The organism is Rhizobium sp. CRRU65 (assembly GCF_048551595.1).
GTDB classification, from domain to species: Bacteria; Pseudomonadota; Alphaproteobacteria; order Rhizobiales; family Rhizobiaceae; genus Rhizobium; species Rhizobium leguminosarum_J.
The window spans coordinates 203,320-226,203 of the sequence record NZ_JBLYZH010000012.1 but is presented as its reverse complement, the minus strand read 5'-3'; the positions used below and the strand labels follow the sequence as shown (position 1 = coordinate 226,203).

At 61.7% G+C, this 22,884-nt stretch carries 12 protein-coding genes, 1 tRNA gene and 1 pseudogene; 5 read left to right on the top strand and 9 right to left on the bottom strand.

The window, feature by feature from the left end; genetic code table 11:
* Positions 1 to 308 precede the first annotated feature (308 nt).
* Positions 309 to 4,949 (bottom strand): Ti-type conjugative transfer relaxase TraA, encoded by a 4,641-nt coding sequence (gene traA, locus ACM5SV_RS23760; protein WP_222016283.1) that lies wholly within the window; start codon positions 4,947 to 4,949, stop codon positions 309 to 311.
* 322 nt (positions 4,950 to 5,271) lie between these two features.
* Between traA and ACM5SV_RS23755 the strand changes: the two genes are divergently transcribed.
* Together ACM5SV_RS23755 and ACM5SV_RS23750 are read left to right on the top strand one after the other, a co-directional pair.
* Entirely contained in the window at positions 5,272 to 6,285 is a 1,014-nt protein-coding gene (locus tag ACM5SV_RS23755; protein ID WP_222016285.1) for a nucleotidyltransferase and HEPN domain-containing protein, read from the top strand.
* A gap of 15 nt (positions 6,286 to 6,300) precedes the next feature.
* Positions 6,301 to 6,525, top strand: a pseudogene (locus ACM5SV_RS23750) (IS481 family transposase); the annotation flags it as partial.
* A gap of 105 nt (positions 6,526 to 6,630) precedes the next feature.
* On the opposite strand, the gene ACM5SV_RS23745 reads toward ACM5SV_RS23750, so the two are convergent.
* A tRNA-His gene (locus tag ACM5SV_RS23745) sits at positions 6,631 to 6,707 on the bottom strand.
* Positions 6,708 to 6,837: 130 nt separating this feature from the next.
* The gene (locus tag ACM5SV_RS23740; protein ID WP_003545621.1) at positions 6,838 to 7,287 is read right to left on the bottom strand and encodes a phasin; all 450 of its coding nucleotides are present in this window, start codon (positions 7,285 to 7,287) and stop codon (positions 6,838 to 6,840) included.
* Positions 7,288 to 7,500: 213 nt separating this feature from the next.
* On the opposite strand from ACM5SV_RS23740, the gene ACM5SV_RS23735 reads away from it, so the two are divergent.
* A complete protein-coding gene (locus ACM5SV_RS23735) occupies positions 7,501 to 11,331 on the top strand; it encodes an ATP-binding protein (RefSeq protein WP_222016287.1) in 3,831 nt (1,276 codons plus the stop codon).
* A 215-nt stretch (positions 11,332 to 11,546) separates the two neighbouring features.
* Here ACM5SV_RS23735 and ACM5SV_RS23730 read toward each other — a convergent pair whose 3' ends face one another.
* On the bottom strand, positions 11,547 to 13,499 hold the full coding sequence (locus ACM5SV_RS23730; RefSeq protein ID WP_222016289.1) for an acetoacetate--CoA ligase: 1,953 nt from the start codon (positions 13,497 to 13,499) through the stop codon (positions 11,547 to 11,549).
* Between the two features lie 275 nt (positions 13,500 to 13,774).
* On the opposite strand from ACM5SV_RS23730, the gene ACM5SV_RS23725 reads away from it, so the two are divergent.
* Entirely contained in the window at positions 13,775 to 15,667 is a 1,893-nt protein-coding gene (locus tag ACM5SV_RS23725) for an AsmA family protein (RefSeq protein ID WP_222016291.1), read from the top strand.
* Positions 15,668 to 15,756: 89 nt separating this feature from the next.
* Here ACM5SV_RS23725 and ACM5SV_RS23720 read toward each other — a convergent pair whose 3' ends face one another.
* From ACM5SV_RS23720 to ACM5SV_RS23700, 5 genes are all read right to left on the bottom strand, one after another.
* Positions 15,757 to 16,575: an ABC transporter permease gene (locus ACM5SV_RS23720; protein ID WP_012756111.1), complete on the bottom strand. Its 819-nt coding sequence runs from the start codon at positions 16,573 to 16,575 to the stop codon at positions 15,757 to 15,759.
* Positions 16,576 to 16,578: 3 nt separating this feature from the next.
* The gene (locus ACM5SV_RS23715) at positions 16,579 to 17,490 is read right to left on the bottom strand and encodes an ABC transporter permease subunit (RefSeq protein ID WP_012756110.1); all 912 of its coding nucleotides are present in this window, start codon (positions 17,488 to 17,490) and stop codon (positions 16,579 to 16,581) included.
* A 4-nt stretch (positions 17,491 to 17,494) separates the two neighbouring features.
* Positions 17,495 to 18,637: an ABC transporter ATP-binding protein gene (locus ACM5SV_RS23710; RefSeq protein ID WP_012756109.1), complete on the bottom strand. Its 1,143-nt coding sequence runs from the start codon at positions 18,635 to 18,637 to the stop codon at positions 17,495 to 17,497.
* Positions 18,638 to 18,750: 113 nt separating this feature from the next.
* Complete coding sequence (locus tag ACM5SV_RS23705; RefSeq protein ID WP_419425426.1) at positions 18,751 to 19,848, bottom strand: polyamine ABC transporter substrate-binding protein; 1,098 nt, start codon at positions 19,846 to 19,848, stop codon at positions 18,751 to 18,753.
* A gap of 126 nt (positions 19,849 to 19,974) precedes the next feature.
* Positions 19,975 to 21,384, bottom strand: coding sequence for a helix-turn-helix domain-containing protein (locus ACM5SV_RS23700; protein ID WP_113546489.1), 1,410 nt, complete (start codon positions 21,382 to 21,384; stop codon positions 19,975 to 19,977).
* Positions 21,385 to 21,574: 190 nt separating this feature from the next.
* On the opposite strand from ACM5SV_RS23700, the gene aceA reads away from it, so the two are divergent.
* Entirely contained in the window at positions 21,575 to 22,864 is a 1,290-nt protein-coding gene (gene aceA / locus ACM5SV_RS23695) for an isocitrate lyase (protein ID WP_113546490.1), read from the top strand.
* The last annotated feature ends 20 nt before the right edge of the window (positions 22,865 to 22,884 follow it).

Sequence of the window (22,884 nt, the reverse complement as noted above, 5' to 3'; positions counted from 1 at the left end):
CGTCAACTCGAGAACGGGCCGAAACGGTGCGGGTTCCATCGAAACGTCAGGAACCGTATTTTTTTCGGCGACGATCTTCTTCATTTCCACCGGCGGCATCCGGCTTCAATCGGAAGTCGTCGTTTAGCATTTTCGCCGGCACGCTCCATCGCCTAGCGTCTGGATACACGCATTCTGCTCGTCTGAGCTGCGATACCTTCTTCGCCTTCCGTTTGTTTCCCAGCCAGGATAGTGCAACCGGAACACGCCAGCCAACACTGATCCATTTTGTGGATTCAGATCAACAGAAATGGTCTCTCTTGTTTTGTTTAAAGGCTATTCATATCGATGCCGCGCCCCCGGCTGACAGCCCGCTGGCGCCGTTCCGAGATGATCTGTTCGCTGCTTTCCATGCGCACCGCCTGCTGCACGACCTTCAGCCTGTCCTGCATCGCTTCGAAGGCCCCGCGCTGCACCGGTGGGACGCGGTTGATGGGATCCTTCTCGTCTCGGAGGATGGCATTGCGGCCGAAGCGCTCGTCGAGCGCCCTGCTGACTGCGGCGAACTCCTGGCGAATAGTCGGAGAAACGGCTGGTGCAGTCCGCTTGCGACCATTGTTCTTCGCCTCTGCTGTCAGGCGCATGAGCGCCTCTTCCGCCGCCTTCGACAGGCCGGGAATGGCGACTGCCATGCGCCTTCGCTCCTCGGCAATAGCGTGGCGTTCGGCATCGAGCACATTGACGTAGGCCGAACCGAGCGCGCGCAGGCGGGCGGCGGCTTCAGGCATGGCCTGCACAGCCTCTTTCCGCTCTCGGCCGGCGGCCAGCATCCGGTCCATCAGGCGGTCGGAACCGCGCAACGCACCGTAGGCGGCCGGATCGTTGGTCACCGCGGCGGCGATGCGCTCGCCAGCAATACCTTTGGCAAGCAGATCTTCGATCTTGCCGACAGCGCCAGCCGGATCGCGCCAGATTGTTGATGCCACGTCTGCCAGCGCTGCGCGCTGGTGGCGATACAGCGGTGTGGTGAGGGCGCGCGATCTCGCCTCCTCGTCGATCGGGGTCTTGAACTCGGTGACAGCGGCAAGCATAGGCAGCACCGCGGCATTCTCCTTGCCTGCCTCCATCCCCTGATCGGCACTGGCGCCGGCAACAATCTTCGAACGATCCCGCCGCTCGGCGAGATGCTGCTCGTCGGCAAAACGCTTCACGGCTTCAAACAGCCGGGCCAACTTCTCGCCTCTCATGCCTGTGAGGTCTTCCGGCATACGCTCAAGCATGTTGCGTTCGGCAACCGCATCGGCATTGGATGTGAAGGCGCTCCATCCGAAGCGGGCGGTCAGCGCCTCGCTGATCGCCTTGACCTCCTGCACGAGTGAGCGGTCTTCTGTGGCAAGCGCAAAGGCGGTCTTGTAGGCGTCGTCACCCCCTTGCCGGCGCACCGCCTCGATCTCGACGAGACGCGCCATCGCCGCCTTCGAGAGCGCCGGGATCGGCAATGACATATGAGCGCGGCGCTGTTGCTCGCGCAGATCGAAGCGTTCGACATTCCGGCGGAACTCCGTCGCATGGGCGCGGGCGAGTGGCAGCAGTTCCAGCAATGCCGCGGTCGCGACGCTACGCTCGTCGCGTGCCGCACGACCGTCGACGATCAGATCGGAACCACGTAGGCGGCCGAGCCGAGCCGGTGCAACAACAAGATCGTCGGCAAGCCTGCGGGGTTCAATCTTCACATCCGACGCCAGGGCGTTCAGGGCGACAAGTGCTGCATCCGGGTCACGATAGATCTTCTCAAGCAGCGGCCGCAGGATGGCTTCCCGCTCCTTCCAGGCCGGCGACGAACGCTGAGCCAGGCGTGCATCTTCCTCCGCGCTTCTGGCGAATTCCGTGGTGGGTGCGATCAGATACCGCACACGGGCAGCATCTGCATCCGAGACAGTTTGCGTTTCAATGCGCTCCTCATTGTAGGAAGCACGCCGTTCCCGCTCGATCGCAAATCCGAGCGCAACGCTGGCCCTCTCCCAGAGCTCAGCCACCTGCTCGCGCTTTTCGGCAATCGCGGCCCACCGCCGGGAGACGCCCTCCTCCATCCCGGCCGCAGTTTGAGAAAGATGATCGAGCCCACGACGCCGGGCGAAGTCATCGGCATACTGGCGATAACCGGCCTCGCTCTCAAAATCGAGCGTCGTCGTCTTGGCGCCGGAGCGCGACAGGCGTTCGACGAGCTGCTTGAACAGTTCCGGCCGATGGCTTTCCCGCTCGATGCGCTCCAGGCGAGCTTCGGCGGTTTCGATGCGCTTGGCGGTCCAGACGTTGCGATCGACTTCTCTTTCCTCGTAGCGCTTCTGCCCGGTTTGTTCATCGACGACCGGAACCTGAACCTTGACCTTCTCGACACCGTCCTTGCGCAACGTGACTGCATCTCCTTGCGAGACGCCACCTTCCTCGAGCGCCTTCGGCAGGCTCACGCCCCAGAGACGATGGACGCTTCCGTCCTCGGTCTTGACGTCGGCATAAGGACTGTCGTCGGCATCCTCGTCATTCGGCCGGAATTTGGCTTGTCCTGTTTCGACAAGATCACCGGTGACACCGGCAGCATGATCGACGCGCGGCTTCCTGCCCCATTCCGGCCTCGCTTCAAAGTCTTCCTTCGCGGCATAGAGGTCAGCGCGGTCGCGATGCCGGGTCATCGACACATAGGTCAGGTGCTGGTCCATCATGCCGGTGGCGAGTACGAAGGTTCGCTCGACGGTGGCACCCTGTGATTTGTGGATGGTCGCGGCGTAGCCATGATCGACATTGCGATAGCTGTCCTCACTGATGACGACGTCACGGCCATTGTCGAGACGGACCGACAGCAGTGTATCGCCGCGTTTGTCGCCGGTGGAAACGACCGTGCCGAGCATGCCGTTCTTCACATATTGCGGGCCGAGACGGGGAGCACGGGGCTCGAGGAAACGGGAATTCTCCAGGAAGATGATGCGGTCGCCGGCGGCAAACTCCCGCCCACCGCGTTCGGTCTGGAATGAGCGGTTCTCACCCAGCGCGCCCGCCTCCGATATCACCGATCGCAGCGCTTCGTTCAGACGCTTCACGTCTTGATTGGTGTGGGCGAGCACGAGAAGCTCGTCGCCGCGAAGACGGCCGTCATTGCCTTTGAGGACCGACGTCTCGATCGCCTGTTTGCGCGCGTCGCTCCAATCGGAAACGATCCGATCAATCGTTTCCGCTCGTGTCCCAGCCTCGATGAGATGGCCCTGCTGCGCATAGGCGTCGAGACCTTTCTCGATCTCGCCGCGCGCAAAAAGCCGCGATGCCTCGCGCGCCCATTGCTGGCGCTGCCGTCGTACGCCGGCAAGTTCGGCAAAACCGATCCGTTCGGTGATCGCCCTAAACGCCGCCCCCGCCTGGATCGGCTGCAGTTGCATCGCATCGCCGACCAGCACGACTTTCGCCCCTGCCTGTTCGACGAGCTTCAGCACGCGGGCCATCTGCTGCGACGACACCATGCCGGCCTCGTCGACAACCACCACATCGCCGCGGTGAAGCGTCTCGTGGCCATTGGCCCAGATGAGTTCCCAGGAGGCGAGTGTTCGCGACCTGATGCCGGAGCTGTCTTCCAGTCCCTCAGCCGCCTTCCCCGCAAGGGCAGCACCGATCACCCTGCTGCCACTGCTCTCCCAGGCGACGCGTGCGGCGGCAAGCAGTGTCGACTTGCCGGCGCCAGCAAGGCCGACCACGGCTGCAATGCCATTGTCGCCGGTGACATGATGGACGGCGTCGACCTGCTCCGGATCGAGCCGAAAGGACTTTTCCGGATCAGCTGTTTCGACATTTTCGATCGCAGCGGCGAGGCTCTCGGCCGAAACTGCAAAACCGCGACGTTCCGATAAAGCCTGCGCCGACCGCGCCATGTCATATTCGACGCGAAGAATGTCGCGCGTGGTGAAGACGGCGGGTTCCGCTGCCTTCCCCGTTTCGGTATCAACCTGTTGCGGCTTCAGCATGATGAGATCGTCCGACGCCATCAGCCGCGCGCGGATGTTGGCGAAGTCCAAGGGATCGTCGACCGTGCGATGCAGCGCCTTGGCGATATCGCGCTCATCGAAAGTGGAGCGTTCATTGCCGAGCTGCTTCAGCAGAAGCTCCGGCTCGGCAAGCAGCCGGTCGGCCATCGCCTGCCGTCGGGCAAGGTCGGCCGGGGCAAAATACATCTCGGCACCCCTGCGGGAAAGGGCCGCTTTCTCCGGACCGAGATGTCTTTGGGCGATGCCATCGAGCCCCTGCTCGGCATAGGAGCGGCCGTCGAGCCGGATCTCGTGACCGGCAAGCGCCAGGTGCCGGTTGGCCGTCTCCGCCCAGGCGACCTTCCATGCCTGCAAGGTTTCCTTGTCGCCGCCCCAGGACTTATAAACAATCCGACCTGTGGGCCGCCCGGGGGTGACAAAACGCAATGGCTCGCCATTCTCTCCCAAAACAGGAGCGTTTTTCGGACCGAAGCCTTCCTCCGTCAGCGGTCTCACGGTCGTCAGCAGATGGATATGCGGATTGCCGTCCTTGTCGTGATAGACCCAATCGGCGACCATTGCCTCGGACGTGAAGTTATCACGGACGAACTCGCGAACCAGCGCGATGTTCTCGGCCCGCGTCAGTTCTTCCGGCAGCGCGATGATCAGCTCTCTCGCCAGCCGCGCGTTTGCCAGCTTCTCGAAAGCTTCAACAGCATTCCACAGCGCCTCACTGGCACCAGCGACCGAACGCCCCTCGACCGCCGACCGCAGCCAATCCGGAATCTGATCCGGCAGGTCCAGTTCCTCGTGCACCAGCTCGGACGCCCCGCCCCGATAGCTGAACGACGTACCGGCCTGTTCGTCCATCATCCTAGTGCGATGACGATAGGCGGCGGCCGAGACGATGTTGCGTCCGGTTCCCCGGCTGATCACCTGCGCTCTGACGAACATGATCGCCATCATTGTCCTCGCATATTCGGAGCAGTTGCACCAACGAGCGACATCGCTCTTTCACAATAGTCAGACCGAACGACTGACGCGCTCCGCGCTTGTCTCCGGTTTTCGCGCGGGTCCATATCAACTGCGACAAATAGGCGATTTTACTGACGTATTCAAGATAGTATAATCTGAAGCCACCTTCACGCTTTGTTCGCCCTAGGGCGCGGCGTCCCACGATACCGGAATCAGACGATCCTTGTCCCTAAGCGCTTGAAGCTTTTCATCAATCCCTAGCGGGTGTTGGCAATCGGAGGAGACATAAGGGCAAAACTGGAGTTGAGCGATGCTAAAATTGCCAGTAGACGATATTGGATCTTTCGCCTATCGATTGCTCATGAAATCGTCGCTCGATCATATGCCGCTTCGCAAGCAGCGAGAACTCGGCCGGGTTCTCGAAATCCTCCACGAGGAGTTCGAGGACGCGCTGAAGGAAGGCACGGCCGATTTCAAGAAGCGCGGTAGGATCCTGAAGATTCTGCTCTTCGGCTCCTACGCCAAGGGCGGATGGGTCGATGAACCTTTCACGATGAAGGGGTATCGCTCCGATTTCGATCTCTTGATCATCGTCAACAACCGCAAGCTCTGCGAATTCGCCGAATATTGGCACAAGGCTGCCGACCGGCTGATCCACGACGCTTCGATCGAAACACCGGTGAGCTTCATTGTGCATTCCAGACGCGAGGTGAATACCTACCTCAAGGAAGGGCAGTATTTCTTCTCCGACATTCGCAAGGAAGGCATTGTTCTTTATGAGCTTGACGATGAGCCCCTGCCCGAGTCCGAACCGCTTTCGTCGGAGGACCGACTGCGGTTGGCGAGGGAGCATTTTGAGCAAAGGTTTGCCGAAGCGACGACCATCCTTGAGACAGCTAAATTTCAACTCAGCAAGTCGGAAAGGATCGCGGACGCCTGGATAAATTGGTCGGCATTCAGCCTGCATCAATCACTTGAACAAGCCTACTCCTGCGTCTTACTGACCCTCACCAATTACGGCCCACCGTCGCACAACATCAAGTTCCTGCGCTCGCTCGCCGAGGAGCAGGACCGCCGGCTGGCCGAAGCCTTTCCGCGTGATCAGCACAAGGAACGCGCCTGGTTCAACTCACTGAACGAGGCGTATGTGAAAGCGCGCTATTCGAAGCACTATGAGATCAGCGAGGAAGCCCTGACTTGGCTCGGTGAGCGAACGACGGTCCTGCTCGAACTGGTCAAGACGGTTTGCGAAGGGCACCTGGAGGTCCTCAAAGGAATGGTTGGCAGCGACATAATCAATCGAGATTCGCTGTCATGCGGTTGACCAGCTGCGTGACTGGAATTCGGCATCTCGGACACGAGCGGCTACAAAATTCTTCAATTGCTACAAAGATGACGGCCTGGAGGCCCTGACGGATCGGTCGCGACAGTCGATGCGTTGCGCCAACCACTACTTGAGCCGGTCGAGTTGTTGATCATCTCGTAAAAGAAGCCGCATTGGGCTGCCAGGAAGATCAGAGAGCTGCTGGTCAAGAGCCTGGCCGGCGATGTGCGCGTGCCGTCGAACAGAGAACTTTGGGAGCGATCGACGGCCCGTTCCACACGAGGTTGTCACCCGTGTCTTAGGTACGATCTGTCACCTATGTCTTCGATATGGACAAGGGGGAGATGGTACGGTTGGGGGGTCTCGAACCTCCGACCTCAGGTGCCACAAACCTGCGCTCTAACCAACTGAGCTACAACCGCATAAATCGCGCTTGGCGCGACGGGGGTCACATACGAGGACTTGGAGATGAATTCAAGCCCCATTCCTCGTCAATATACAAAAAGGCTGGACGCGAGGTCCAGCCTTTTATCTCCGATCGGTAAGGACCGATCAGGCAACCTTGAAGGAAGCCATGGCCTTTTCGGCGGCGTCCTTGGAGGGCTTTGCGAGCTTCTCGGCCACCTGCTTGGTGGTTTCCTGGATCGACTTCGCCTGCTCGACGGTGAGTTCCGCCTGCTTGCGGATGAACGAGGTCTGCAGCTCGAAGAATTCGGCCGGGGACTTGACACCGAGCAGCGCTTCGAAGTGCGACAGCGAGTTCTCGGAATTGATGCGCAGGATGTCGATCGCCTTCAGGCCGATCTCGACGCTGCCGGCCTGTGCCGTCTGGACGGTGGCTTCGAGCGTCTTGCCGGCTTCCTCGCCAGCGGTCTTCAGCTTGGCATAGGCATCCTTCGACTGCTGAGCGCCCTTTTCGGCGAATTCACGGAAAGATTCCGTGAACTTGGACGGGTCGAAAGAAGCGATTGAAAAAACGTCGTCGGTCTTTATGGTAGCCATGGGTCGCATCCTTTGGGTTGAGGCAGCCGCTGCCTGCGTTTGTTGGATGATGCTTATATAAGACATTCTATTGTGCATTGCAACAATTATTGTGCGATGCACAAGACGTTAACCTTTCCGGCCGAAAACCCCCTCCTCTTCTGGACCGGCATGCGCCCCGCAGTTATTAATAAGCCGTTAATTTAAGAAGGCCGACAGCGACAAGGTTCGAACATGCCCGCAGTCCAATATCCGTTCATCGATATCGCCGTGCATGCACGGGTACGGGAACGCTTTTCACGCGGCGAGGCCATGGTGCTGTTTTCGGCCGATCTCGCCCGTCTGCTCTGGGCGAACGGTGCGGGTGCCGAGCTTTTCGGCCATTCGGCGGTCTATGATCTGCTCGATCAGGGGGTCGACCGCGCCGACATCACCTTCCGCCAGCTGGAAACCGCCGCGCGCCAGCTGACCGATATCGGCGACAGCCGCAGCCTGATGATCCGCGTTGCCAAGGGCTTTCAGCGTGCGCAGGTGCAGGCGGCCGCTGAACTGATCCGGCTTTCTCAGGGCGAACAGGCCATCCTGTTTTCAGTGCCGGTCTCGGCAAAACCACTCGCGGCCGGCGCATCGGCGGCCCAGATGCTGCAGGGGCTCGATGATCCCGACACGCATATGGCGGTGATCGGCGCCAATGGCGAGGTCATCGCCGCTTCGCCGGGCTTTGCCTCGCTCGGGATCTCCGAGCAGACGGCAAAGACCTTGATCAACCTTGCCGGCGCGCATCCCGACCGGCTGGTGAAGCGACCTGTCGCCACCGGCAGAGGCAATCTCCCGGCCGCGGTCGGCAAGCTCAGCGACGATCCGGCGCTCAATCTGCTCTTTGCTGTCGAGACCGCGGTCGGTCATCTTGACCCGGTCGATGCGCCCGCGCTCGCCCCGGTCGATGCGCCCGCGCTCGATCCAGTCGATGCGCCCGCACAGGAAGAAAGCGCGCCGCCGATGGAGGTGCTTCAGGACGAACCCGTCGCCGCTACAGGCTTCACCGAAATCATCGACGCGGTCTCGGGGATCGAAGAGGTCGAGGAGACGCTCGAGGAGATCACCGGCGAAAACGAGCAGCCGGCTGAGATAGCTGTGGCATCCGCAGACGAGGCGATTGACGGGATGGATCCTGCCGAGGACGCGGAGCCGAAGAGCGACGACGGCGTGACCGATAGCAGCGCGGATGAGCCCGCCGCGGTCATTGAGGACGATGTGACTTCCATTGCGGAGACGGCGGAACCGCCTGTTGAAGCCAGCGAAACGCCTATTGAAGACGCGCCGGAAGCAGTCCACGAAGAGACCGCTATCGCAACGCCTGTGGTCCCCGACGTGCCCCCTGCCCCTCAGCTTGAGGCTGAGCCGGGCTTCGTTTTCAGGCCAAATAGCCGCGCCACGCGCTTCGTTTGGAAGATCGACGCCGAAGGCCGATTCAACGAAGTCAGCCACGAATTTGCCGCGGCCGTCGGTCCGCATGCGTCCGACATCATCGGCTCTGCCTTCGGCGATGTCGCCGCCCTCTTCAATCTCGATCCTGACGGCAAGCTTTCCGAGGCGCTCGCCCGCCGTGACACATGGTCGGGCAAGACGATCCTCTGGCCGGTCGAAGGCACCAGCCTCGTTGTTCCGGTCGATCTGGCGGCGCTGCCGACCTATACCCGCAACCGCGACTTCGATGGCTTCCGCGGCTTCGGCGTCGTCCGGCTTTCCGACGCGCAGGAAGATCCGCTGGCGCTTGGCCTGACACTCGGCCCTGATGGTATCGGCCATGATGCAGCGAGCCTCGGCCCGCCCGCCGAGACCATTGCCGAGGTGGCGCACGAAGCGGAGACAGTGCTTGAAGAGCCCCTGATCGATCCCTCCCCGACGCAGGAGGTCGAGGATCAGGCGCTTACGGCAAGCGAACCACAGGCGGAGCCAGCGCCGGAAGAGATTGCCACCGAGCAGGCGGCCGAGATACCTGCCCAAGAAAGTGCTGCCGAAAAAGCGGAAGGCAGCGCCGATGCCGGCGACATTTCCGCCGCCGAGCCGGTAGCGGAACTTCCGCAAGAGCCGCCGGCGCTTCGGATTTCGGAAACGCCTAATCGCCGTTTCTCCGACAAGATCGTTCAGCTCCACAACACCGGTGCCGGACTGACGGCCGCCGAACAGGCCAATTTCCGCGAGATCGCCAAGCGCCTCGAAGCCTTCGGCGCCAACAAGGACGAGCCCGCCGCCCCGGCGCCGATGGAACCCAACGCCACGGAAACGGCCGCCTTCAACGAGGCCTCCGGACCCGAAGCGTTCGGGGCCGAAACACCCACCGCCGACCAGGCGGACATACCGTCGCTCGAGGAGATCGCGCCGCAGGAGGCGATCTTCGAGAATGCCGTTGAGGCGGAGCGCGAAGACGACGGCGCCACCGAAGAGCCGGCTGTCATAGTCGAGGACGAGGCGACGGAAGGGCTGGAGGAGACGGCCAGCCAGATCGAGGTTCTCACAAGCTTCATCCCGCCGCGCATCAAGATGACGGACGGGCTTTCGGTGGGCACGGTCGACCAACTGCCTGTTGCCGTGCTCATCCATATCGGCGATGCGCTGATCCACGCCAATCCGGAATTCATGCGGCTGACGGGCTACGGTTCGCTCGACGCATTGCGCGAGGTAGGCGGCATCGAAGGTCTGCTGCAGCGCCGCGAACTCGAGGAGAAGGCCGCGGGCTCCGGCACCATGATGCTCGTCAAGGCCGATGATACGCTGGCGCCGGTGACCGCGCGGCTGCAATCGGTGCGCTGGGAAGACGCCAACGCCCTGATGCTGGCGCTGATGCCGGTGGAAGGCAAGGAAGATGGCCGCGGCGACGCAAACCGTTTCGACGGTCGGTCCGAAGACCGCCCCGAGCGGATGGTCGAGAAGGTCGCTAAACTCCAGGTCGAAGTGGAGGAATTGCGCTCGATCCTGGAAACGGCGACCGACGGCGTCGTCGTCATTGGCACCGAGGGCGACATCCGCTCGATGAACCGGTCGGCCAGCGCGCTTTTCAATTACGACGAACAGGAGACGCGCGGCAAACCCTTCGTCATGCTGTTTGCCCATGAGAGCCAGAAGGCAGTCATCGACTATCTGAACGGCCTCTCCGGCCATGGCGTAGCAAGCGTGTTGAACGACGGACGCGAAGTGATCGGCCGCGAGGCCGCCGGTGGCTTCGTGCCGCTGTTCATGACGATGGGCCAGCTCACCTCCTCCAACGGCTATTGCGCCGTCATCCGCGATATCACCCAGTGGAAGCGCACCGAGGACGAGCTGCGCAACGCCAAAGGCGCGGCCGAAACCGCCAACGCCCACAAGACCGATTTCCTCGCCCGCGTCAGCCATGAGATCCGCACGCCGCTCAACGCCATCATCGGCTTTTCCGACATGATGGCCGGCGAGCGCTTCGGGCCGATCGGCCATCCCCGTTATATCGAATATGCCAACGACATCGGCCGCTCCGGCCGGCACGTCCTCGATATCGTCAACGACCTGCTCGACATCTCGAAGATCGAGGCGGGCGAGATGGATCTCGATTTTGCCGCCGTCGGCCTCAACGAGGCGGTTTCCGAAGCCGTGGCTCTGGTACAGCCGCAGGCGAACGGCCAGCGCGTCATCATCCGCACGGCGCTGTCGCAGGCAGTACCCGAGGTCGTAGCGGATCTGCGCTCGATCAAGCAGATCGCGCTGAACATCCTGTCGAACGCCATCCGCTTCACCCCCTCAGGCGGGCAGATCGTCGTTTCGACGTCCTATGAGGCGAATGGCAGCGTTGTCCTCAGGGTCCGCGATACCGGCATCGGCATGACGCGCAGCGAACTCGACCAGGCGATGAAGCCGTTCCGGCAGGTCTCCTCGACCCAATCGCGTCATCGCGGCGACGGCACCGGGCTCGGCCTGCCGCTGACCAAGGCGATGGTGGATGCCAACCGGGCGACCTTCACGATCAATTCGGCGCCGAACGAGGGCACGCTCGTCGAGATCACCTTCCCGTCGCAGCGCGTGCTGGCCGGTTGATAAAGAAAAGGCAGCCAAGAGGCCGCCTTTGAATTTGGTGCTGTTCAACAAGAGCTCAGTCGATCAACGTCATGTTTCGGAGGCCGGAAGGCCCCAGGCCGCATCGTTCATGCGCGGCCCCCAAGTTAGCTTCACCTTTGACAAACCTTTCTTAACGAAAGGTTTCCATGACAGGAGATTGATAAAGGGTGAAAGCTTGTAATCTACGATCGCCGTCAATCCCTCAGTTCGCTTAGCCCGGCGAAGAGCCCCAGCGCCTCTGGATTGGCAAGCGCTTCCTGGTTCTTCACCGGCCGGCCGTGAACGACCTCGCGTACCGCAAGCTCGACAATCTTGCCGGACTTGGTGCGGGGGATATCGGCAACCGCGATGATCTTCGCCGGCACATGCCGCGGCGAGGCGCCGGTGCGGATGCGGGTCTTGATCGCCTTGACGAGATCCTCGGTCAGCGTCACATCAGGGGCAAGGCGGACAAAAAGAATGACGCGTACGTCGTCGTCCCAGTCCTGGCCGATGCACAGCGCCTCGGCCACCTCCGCCATCTGCTCCACCTGATTGTAGATCTCGGCCGTGCCGATACGAACACCGCCAGGATTGAGCGTCGCATCCGAACGGCCGTGGATGACCAGGCCGCCATGCTCCGTCCATTCGGCGAAATCGCCGTGGCACCAGACATTGTCGAACCGGTCGAAATAGGCGGCGCGATATTTGGCGCCATCAGGGTCGTTCCAGAACATCACCGGCATCGAGGGGAAGGCCTTGGTGCAGACGAGCTCGCCCTTCTCCCCGCGCACCGGTTTGCCGTCATCGTTCCAGACGTCGACCGCAAGGCCGAGGCCGGCCCCCTGGATCTCGCCGCGCCAGACCGGCTGCAGCGGATTGCCGAGCACGAAGCAGGAGACGATATCGGTGCCGCCCGAGATCGAAGCGAGCTGCACATCCTTCTTGATGCCCTCATAGACGAAGGTGAACCCTTCCGGCGACAGCGGCGAGCCGGTGGAGGTCATCAGCCGCAGGCCGGAGAGATCGTGGCTGACGCGCGGCGTCAGCCCGCCCTTGCGCACCGCATCGATATATTTCGCCGAGGTGCCGAAGATGGCGAATTTTTCGGCCTCGGCATAGTCGAACAGCACGTTGCCATCGGGGGCGAAGGGCGAGCCGTCGAACAGGCAGAGCGTCGCCCCGCTGGCAAGACCGCTGACCAGCCAGTTCCACATCATCCAGCCGCAAGTGGTGAAATAGAACAGCTTCTCGCCCGCCTGCAGGCCGCAATGCAGCCGCTGCTCCTTGAGGTGCTGCAGCAGCGTGCCGCCGGCCGAATGCACGATGCATTTTGGTACGCCTGTCGTGCCTGACGAAAAGAGGATGTAGAGCGGATGCGCGAAGGCAAGCCGTGTGAACTCGACCTCCCTTGCCTCGTAGGGCGCGACAAGGGCCTCAAGCGTTAAAGCCCCCGGCGTCTGGCGCGCCACGGCCTCGGCATCGCCGGCGTAATGGACGATGACCGTGGGGACACCCAAACTCTTTGCGACCGTGGCGACCTTGGCGCCGACATCCTGCAGCTTGCCGGAATACCAATAGGCATCGCAGGCGATGAACAGCCTTGGCTCAATCTGGCCGAAGCGGTCGAGCACACCCTGCTCGCCGAAATCAGGCGAACACGACGACCAGATGGCGCCGATCGAGGCGGCGGCGAGCATGGCGGCGACGGTCTCCGGCATGTTTGGCATCATCGCGGCGACGCGGTCGCCCTTGCCGATGCCGCGTGCTACAAAGGCCTGCTGCAGCTTCGAGACCAGCGCGCGCAGCCGGTCCCACGACCAGCGGTCCTCGGCCTTGTCCTCGCCGCGGAAGATGATCGCATCGCCGTCACCGCGGCCAGACAGCAGGTTTTCGGCGAAGTTCAGCGTCGCATCGGGAAAGAAGCGGGCTTCCAGCATGCGGTCGCCATTGGCAAGCACCTCTGCGCCACGCTCCCCCTGTACGCCGCAAAAATCCCAGACGGCCGACCAGAAGTTCTCCCGCTCGGCCACCGACCATGCATGCAGATCCTCAAAGCCCGAAAGAGAGAGCCCGAAGTCGGCATTGCAGCGCTCCATGAAGGCATGGATCGGGCTTTTTGCAATGGCATCCTCCGAGGGCACCCAAAGTGGTCTGTTATCCTGCATTCAATCCTCCTCCCCAATGCCGTCCTTATATCATGCTGCATTGCATTATAAAGCGTGGAACCGACGCGATCCGACGCTTGGAGTATGATGTCGAAAAGTGTGAGCGGTTTTCGGACGACATCATGCTCCAACTATTTAATTGAAAGTGCTACAGCGTCCTTTGCGCGTCTGAAAAGAGACGCGGCGCTGTCGGGATTTGCATATGCCTGATATTTCCTATATCCGGCGAAATCAGCGCATAACGGGATGACCGGCTGAATTTGCCGGCGGAGATCATGAGCACGTCAAGACATCGCAGGTGGCGCAGGAAGATCGGACCCGTTTCGCGCTGGCTTCCCGCCTTCGCCCGCCTCTCGACGGTATTCCTGCTGATCGCGCTCGCGCTTTTCGTGGCGCTCAGGGTTGCCGCCCCCTATCTCATCTCGACCGGCTTCGTGCGCTCCGGCATCGAGGACGCGCTGTCGAAATGGACGGGCTACCATGCCGAGATCAAGGGCAGTCCGGTTCTCGAATTCTGGCCGACGCCGCGCATCACGCTGAACCAGATCACCATCCGCCAACCGCGCGAAAGCGGCGACAAGCTGCTCGGCAGCATCGAAAGTCTGTCGGCTGATTTCAGCCTCATCGATGCGTTGAGAGGCCGGACGAGCTTCCACGAATTCCACCTGGTGCGCCCCAACCTGGCGCTGACGCGCGACGAAAAAGGGCTGATCGACTGGAGTTATGCCGGCCTGCTCGCACGCGCGATCAGCGGCGTACGCTCCGAAAACGGAGCCGAGGTGCTCGATCCCGATCTCGATGCCGAGATCGGCGCGGTGACCGTCGAGGACGGCACGCTTGTAGTCACCGACATCAAGTCCGCCAAGACCTATCATTTCGACAGCGTCACCGCAGATATCGCCTGGCCGAGACTATCCGGCGCAATCTCGTCGGTCGTCATCGCCCGCATCAACGGCCAGGACCTGAAAGTCGATTTCGCCTCGCGCCAGCCGCTGCTCGCCTTTGCCGGCAGGAATGCCGAGACACGGACGTCGCTCACATCAAACCTGTTGACGGCGCACTTCCAAGGCATTGCCAGCATCGCCAACCTTTCGGCCCTTTCCGGCAATGTCACAGCCACCATTCCCGATGTGCCGGCACTTCTGACATGGTCGGGCAAATCGATCCCCGGCATCGCAACGTTGAAGAGCGCCTCGCTGGAATCCGACATCATGTCGTCGGGTAATGGGCTGCGTTTCAACAATCTCAGCCTCTCGTTGAACGAAGCGAGCGCCACCGGGGTAATGGACCTTTTCGCCCAACCCGGCAAACGACCGAAAATCGGCGGCACGCTCGCCTTCGACCAGATGAACCTCAAGCCCTTCCTCGACGCCTTCGCGCTCCGCCTCGCGGCCGGCGAGGCGGAGGAAATTTCCGCCGGCATCAGCGGACCATTGCGGCTGCTCGATATCGACGTCAGGCTTTCGGCGCGGCGCGCGCAGATGGGTCTCTTCGAGCTTTCCGACGTTGGCGCCAGCGTGATCGTTGCCGGCGGCGAAGCGAAATTCGATATTGGCGACAGCCAGTTCGAAGGCGGTGAAATGACCGCGCATCTGGAAGCGACGCAGCGCGACTTCGACGGCGGCGGCAAGCTGCGGCTGTCGATCCGCGATGCCGACTTCGCGGCCCTTGCAGAACGCCTGCAGTTGAAAGGTCCGCTGCCGCTTGCGACAGGATCGATCGATCTCGACCTGCAGTCGCCCAAGGCGATCTGGACGACCGGCCTTGCCGACGTCACCGGCAAGCTGCACTTCTGGACCGGGGAAGGCACGATTCCCGGCATCGATGCCACGGCACTTCGGACGCAGGCAGCCGAAAAGCCGTTCTTTCCGCTGAGCGCGGCAGCAGGCGGCGCCTTCGCCTTCAGCCAGTTGAACCTACAGGCCGATTTCGCCAACGGCTCCGCCGAGATCCATGACGCCCATATCGCCGGACCCACACAGACACTGACGCTTTCCGGCATCATCACCTATCATTCGAACGGGCTGGCACTTTCCGGATCACTGGATGCAACCGATCCGGCCAAGGCGGCGGAGCTGCCGCTTCTGCCGTTCTTCATCGGCGGCTCATGGCCGAACCCGGTGATCTCGCCGGTTCCGCTATTCGGCAATACACCCCACGCGCAGTGAAGCATGTCGCGCAAAACTGTGCAGCGGTTTCGCGATAACGACATGCGCAAAATAGAGACATAGAGCGCGAGGAGCACGCGCTTTAGACCTCACGCACCGGCCGCAGCGGCGCGCTCGTCCCTCTGTCGCTGCGTTTCGCGGCGCTTGGTGATGATCGAGGCGCAGATGACGCCGAGGGCGACGATGCCGATCAGGATCGTGCACACCGCATTGATCTCGGGCGTTACGCCGAGGCGGACCTGGCTGTAGATCCTCATCGGCAGCGTGGTGGCGCCAGGCCCCGACGTGAAGCTTGCAATCACCAGATCGTCGAGCGACAGGGTGAAGGCCAGGATCCAGCCGGAGGCGACGGCGGGCGCGATGATCGGCAGGGTGATCTCGAAGAAAGTCCGCACCGGCGGCGCGCCGAGATCCTGAGCCGCTTCCTCGATCGAATGATCGAAACTCAGCAGGCGCGACTGGACGACGACGGCGACGAAGCACATGGTCAACGTCGTATGCGCGAGCGTGATCGTCCAGAAGCCGCGGTCGAGACCGATCGCGACGAAGAGCAGCAGCAATGACAGGCCGGTGATGACCTCCGGCATGACGAGGGGCGCATAGACCATGCCCGAAAACAGCATGCGTCCGCGAAAGCGCGTGTAGCGCACCAATGTCAGCGCCGCCATCGTGCCGAGGATGGTTGCAAACGTTGCCGACAGCAGTCCGACGCGCAGCGTCACCCACGCAGCGTCGAGCAAGGCCTGATTGCTCATCAACGAGACATACCATTTCGTCGAGAAGCCGCCCCAGACGGTCACGAGTTTGGATTCGTTGAAGGAGAAAATGACGAGAAGCACGATCGGCAGATAGAGGAAAGCGAAGCCGAGCGTGACGGAGACGATGTTGAAACGGGTCCATTTCAGCATGGTTTATTTCCCCCGCTCTTCGGCCTTGGCCTGGACATTCTGGAAGAAGACGATCGGGATGACCAGGATCAGCAACAGGATGGTCGCCACCGCCGAGGAGACCGGCCAGTCGCGATTGGAATTGAACTCGTTCCACAGTGTCTTGCCGATCATCAGCGTCTGCGACCCGCCGAGCAGATCGGGAATGACGAATTCACCGACGGCCGGGATGAAGACCAGCATGCACCCGGCCACCACGCCGGGGATAGACAGCGGGAAGGTGATGCGCCAGAAGGCTGTGATCGGCGGGCAGCCGAGATCCTGCGCAGCCTCGATCAACGTGCCGTCCATCTTCTCGAGCGCCGAATAAAGCGGCAGCACCATGAAGGGCAGATAGGAATAGACGATGCCGATATAGACGGCGGTATTGGTGTTCAGGATGATCAGCGGTGTATCGATCAGGTGCAGCGACAGCAGCAGCTGGTTGAACAGGCCCTCCGGCTTGAGGATGGCGATCCAGGCGTAGACGCGGATCAGGAAGCTCGTCCAGAAGGGCAGGATGACGAGCATCACCAGCGTCGGCCGCAGGCCACGTGGCGCCTGCGCCATGCCGTAGGCGATCGGATAGGCGATCAGCAGCGTCAGGAAGGTGGAGATCCCGGCGATCACCACGCTCGACACATAGGCGTTGAAATAGAGCGGGTCGTCGGTGAGGTAGGTGTAATTGTCGAAGGAGAATTCGCCGATCTTGCTTAAGAGTCCGGCCCAGCCGTCGGCGAAGGAGAAGACAGGCTCATAGGGCGGCATGGCGATCGCCGTCGTCGACAGCGAAATGCGGAAGACGATGAAGAAAGGCGCCAGGAAGAAAAGCAGTAGCCAGGCGTAAGGGATGACGATGACGAGGCGATTGTAGAGGCCGGAAGTGAACTTGCCCATGATGTCAATCCTTCAGCAGGACGCCGGCATTCTCGTCGAAGGAGACCCAGACTTCCTGATCGTAGGTGAAGGGGTCGTCGACGGAGCGCTGCGCGTTGAGGGAGGATGCCTTGACGACGTTGCCGCTCTGCAATTTCACATGGAAGACGGTCATGTCGCCGAGATAGGCGATGTCCCAGAGTTCGCCCCTCGCAGCGTTGACCGACGCGTTGGCGGGAGGCGTGCGCCCGACCCGCATCTTTTCCGGCCGGATGGCAAAGCCGACGGCGCTGCCTGCCGAGGGAGTCTCGGCGGCGGCGACACGCACGCTGAAGCCGCTGTCGACTGATATCTCGACGGTGCCGTTGCCCGATGAGGCGACCTTGCCGTCGAAGATGTTCACGTCGCCGATGAAATCCGCGACGAAACGGCAATTCGGCGCCTCGTAGATCTCGGCCGGCGTCGCCACCTGCACGACCTTGCCGTGGCTCATGACGGCGATACGGTCGGCCATGGTCATCGCCTCTTCCTGATCGTGGGTGACGACGACGAAGGTGAGGCCGAGATTCTGCTGCAGGTCCATCAGCTCGAACTGGGTTTCCTCACGCAGCTTCTTGTCGAGCGCGCCGAGCGGTTCGTCGAGCAGCAGCACCTTGGGGCGCTTGGCGAGCGAGCGGGCCAGCGCGACGCGCTGGCGCTGGCCGCCGGAAAGCTGGTTCGGCTTGCGGGATGCAAATTGCTCCAGCTTGACGAGCTTCAACATCTGCAAGACGCGGTCGGTCATCTCGTCTTTCGCCATGCCGTCCTGTCTCAGGCCGAAGGCAATGTTCTTCTCGACCGTCATGTGCGGGAAAAGCGCATAGGACTGGAACATCATGTTGACGGGGCGCCTATAGGGCGGCGTGCCGGCCATGTCGGTGCCGTCGAGCACGATTTCGCCCGAGGTCGGCTGCTCGAAGCCGGCGAGCATGCGCAGAAGCGTCGACTTGCCGCAGCCCGAAGCGCCGAGCAGCGCGAAGAACTCACGGTGATAGATGTCGAGCGACAGGTTGTCGACGGCGGTGAAATCGCCAAAACGCTTGGTGACATTCTTGATCGATATGAAGGGCTTGGCGGACGGATCGGTCCAAGGTGCGAAAGAGCGGCGAATATTGCCTAAAGACTTCATATTGTTCCCCGAAAATACATTATTTTCTTTTGTTCTCGGCTTTTGTTCCCGGCTTCACCCGACTGGAATCGTCAAAAAAAGGCCCGGACGTTTCCGTCCGGGCCACGATCAGATCATTGGCCGGTGACCACGGTGGTCCATAGCCGCGTCACGAGCCGCTGCGCCTTCGGATCGAGCGGCGGAACGGTGAAGAGTTTCGCCATGACTTCGGGCGTTGGGTAGATCGCCGTGTCGTCGAGGACTTCCTTGTCGAGGAACTGCTGCGACGCCTTGTTGCCGTTGGCATAGAAGACGACGTTGGATGCCTTGGCGACGACTTCGGGCTTCATCATGTAGTTGATGAATTCATGGGCTTCGGCGACATGCGGCGCATCCTTCGGAATGCCGAAAACGTCAAAGAAGATCTGGGCGCCCTGCGACGGGACCGAATAATCGACCTTCACGCCGGCATTGGCTTCCTTAGCACGGTCACGGGCCTGGAACATATCGCCGGAATAACCGAGCGCGATGCAGATATCGCCGTTCGCCAGCGCGCTGATATATTCGGACGAATGGAACTTGCGGACGAAGGGACGAACGGCCGTGAGGACCGCCTGCGCCTTCTTGAGGTCGGCAGCGTCGGTACTGTTCGGATTGAGCCCGAGATAGGCGAGCACCGAGGGCACCACGTCGGTGGGGGAATCCAGCATGTAGATGCCGCAATCCTTGAGCTTTGCTGCTTTCGCCGGGTCGAACAGCGCGTTCCAATTGGGCTTTTCGTCGGTTCCGAGGGCAGCCTTGACCTTGTCGACATTGTAGCCGATGCCCGTCGTGCCCCACATGTAGTCGACGCTGTATTCGTTACCGGGGTCGAAGGACGCCACGCCCTTCATGATGACGTCCCACATGTTGACCAGGTTCGGCAGCTTCGACTTGTCGAGCTTCTGGTAGACGCCGGCGGCGATCTGGCGCTTCATGAAGGATACCGTGGGGACGACCACGTCGTACCCCGAACCACCAGCCAAGAGCTTGGTTTCCAGCGTCTCGTTGGAATCAAAAGTGTCGTAGACGACCTTGATGCCGGTTTCCTTGGTGAAATCCTCGAGGATGGAACTGTCGATATAATCCGACCAGTTGTAGACGTTGACCACGCGCTCCTGCGCAAGGGCCGGCGCGGCAGCAAGGAGTGCGGTAACGGCGGCGGCCGTCACGCATAGGATGGTTGACCTCATGACTTCTCCTGTTTGTTCAAAGATTCCGCACCCCCGGACATCTTTTCCCTCTGGTTTTCCATGCAGACTAGGAAGGAATTTCACAGCCCACAAGCGCAAAATCCTGCGCCCTCAATGATTTCACAATCACTGGAAATCGAAGGCGCTGAGGCCTGCCACCATCTCGTCGAGCCCAAGCGGTCTCGTCACCGGCGGCTCGGCCCGGGAAAGGCAGCCGCGCCGCTCGCAAAGGCGACAGGCCGGACCGACCGCGACCGGCTCGAGCGCCATCGCCTGCCCATAGACCACGCCCTCGCCAAGGGCAGCGTCGCAGCCGATCAGGATCGCCGTGCGCCTGATCCTTTCGCCGAATTCGACGCTCGGTCCCTCCAGGGTGCGGGCGACCGTCAGGAAGGATGCCCCGTCAGGCATGACGACCGTTTCGGCGAGGATCTGGCCCGGCTGCAGGAAGGCGGCATGGAGATTGAGCTTCGGACAGCTGCCGCCGAAACGGGCCTGCGGAAAACCCTGGGCGCCTGCCCTGCGCAGCCGGTGGCCCGCGGCATCGATCTCGATCAGGAAGAAGGGAATGGCGGCCGCTCCGGGGCGCTGCAGCATCGCAAGACGTGCAGCCGCCTGGCCGAAGGAGACACCGAAGCGTGCACGCAGAATATCGATATCGTAACGCGTCGCCTTCGCTGCCGAGAGAAAGGCCTCGTAGGGCATTGCAAGCGCCAGCGCGGCGATGCGGGCAAGCTCGAAGCGGGCGATGCGGCGCGCCTCGGCGGAGGAGAGCGAGAGATCGTCGAGCTCGGCATCGATTGCCGGCAGCAGGGCCAGAGTCGCGGCCTCGACTGATATCTCATGCGCCCGGTCGGCCTGCGACAGGCGCTCCGAGATGAAAAGCCGCATCGAATGGCGATCGAAACGGCGGCGCAGATCCGGCATGACATGGACGGGCAAGACACGCACCGCGATGCCGCGCTCGGAGCGCAGCCAATCTTTCAGTCCGGCGGCAAGATCGAGGCCGCCGGGAAGCGTTGCGGCAAAGGCTTCCGCCGCCGTCTCGATCCGCGCGAAATAGCCGGACCGGCGCTCCAGCATCTCGCGCACCTCGTCCAGCGGCAAGCGGCCGGCGGCGACCGGCGCATGCCCTTCGGCGACCATCAGCGCCGTCAGATCGGAGAGCCTCGCCGCCTGCTCGCGATAGGCGCGGTAGAGCTTGATCATGCCGCTTGCGGCATTGGGTGCGGCCTCGGCCACCTCCACCAGTTCCTGGTCACCCGGCAGCTCGCCCGATAGCAGCGGATCTGCAAAGACCTCCTTGAGTTGACCGAGACTGCCGCCGGTCTGTCCGCGCAACTCCTCAAGATCGACCCTGTAGACGCTTGCAAGCTTGAGAAGCAGCTGCACCGTCAGCGGCCGCTGGTTGCGCTCGATCAGGTTCAGGTAGGACGGCGATATTTCCAGCGCCTCGGCCATGGCGGTCTGGGTCAGCGCCAGCGCATTGCGGATGCGCCTGACTTTCGGGCCTGCGAATATTTTTCGTTCCGCCATGTCACACCCTTTGACAGGCAAGGAGCGCCATATTTACAAAATTTTACAAATTCACAGCGCCGCTCTGTCAATCCTCGTCATCTTAACCTCTTTCCGAGCAAGAAATCAAAGGTTTTTCTGGTCATATCGGCTCATATTGTCAATCTTGTCACGCAGCCACCCAGTGGCGGAGTTTAGCCAGGAGAGCAGCATGACGGATTTTTACAAGCTTGTCCCAAACGCTTCGGTTGATCGTTTCGACGGCATCGAAAGACCCTACTCGGCCGATGACGTACAGCGGCTCAGGGGCTCGGTGGCGCTCAGCCACACGCTGGCCGAAATGGGCGCGGACCGGTTGTGGCGGCTTCTGCATCAGGACGATTTCGTCAATGCGCTCGGCGCACTTTCCGGCAACCAGGCCATGCAGATGGTGCGCGCCGGGTTGAAGGCGATCTATCTCTCCGGCTGGCAGGTGGCGGCCGACGCCAATACGGCATCGGCGATGTATCCCGACCAGTCTCTCTATCCGGCCAATGCCGGTCCGGAACTGGCCAAACGCATCAACCGCACGCTGCAGCGCGCCGACCAGATCGAGACCGCGGAAGCCCAGGGACTTTCCGTCGAGACCTGGTTCGCGCCAATCGTTGCCGATGCCGAAGCAGGTTTCGGCGGACCGCTCAACGCCTTCGAAATCATGAAGGCCTATATCGAGGCGGGTGCCGCGGGCGTTCACTTCGAGGACCAACTCGCTTCGGAGAAGAAATGCGGCCATCTCGGCGGCAAAGTGCTGATCCCGACGGCCGCCCATATCCGCAATCTCGATGCCGCGCGGCTTGCCGCCGACGTCATGGGCGTTGCGACGCTCGTCATCGCCCGCACCGACGCGGAAGCGGCAAAGCTCTTGACGTCGGACATCGACGAACGCGACCAACCCTTCGTCGACTATGATGCCGGCCGTACGGTCGAAGGTTTCTATCAGGTGCGAAACGGCATCGAGCCCTGTATCGCGCGCGCCGTCGCCTATGCGCCGCATTGCGATCTCATCTGGTGCGAGACCTCGAAGCCGGACCTCGATCAGGCGCGCCGCTTTGCCGAAGGCGTGCACAAGGTCCATCCCGGCAAGCTGCTCGCCTATAATTGCTCACCTTCCTTCAACTGGAAGAAGAATCTCGACGAGGCGACGATCGCACGGTTCCAGCGCGAACTCGGAGCGATGGGCTACAAATTCCAGTTCATCACGCTCGCCGGCTTCCACCAGCTGAACTACGGCATGTACGAACTGGCGCGCGGCTACCGGCAGCGGCAGATGTCGGCCTATTCCGAGCTGCAGCAGGCGGAATTCGCCGCCGAGGTCAATGGCTATACCGCCACCAAACATCAGCGCGAGGTCGGCACCGGCTATTTCGACGCCGTGTCGCTCGCCATCACCGGCGGCCGGTCGTCGACCACGGCGATGCACGGCTCGACCGAACATGCGCAGTTCAAACCGGCTGCCGAATAAATCGAAGAGGAGGAGAAGAT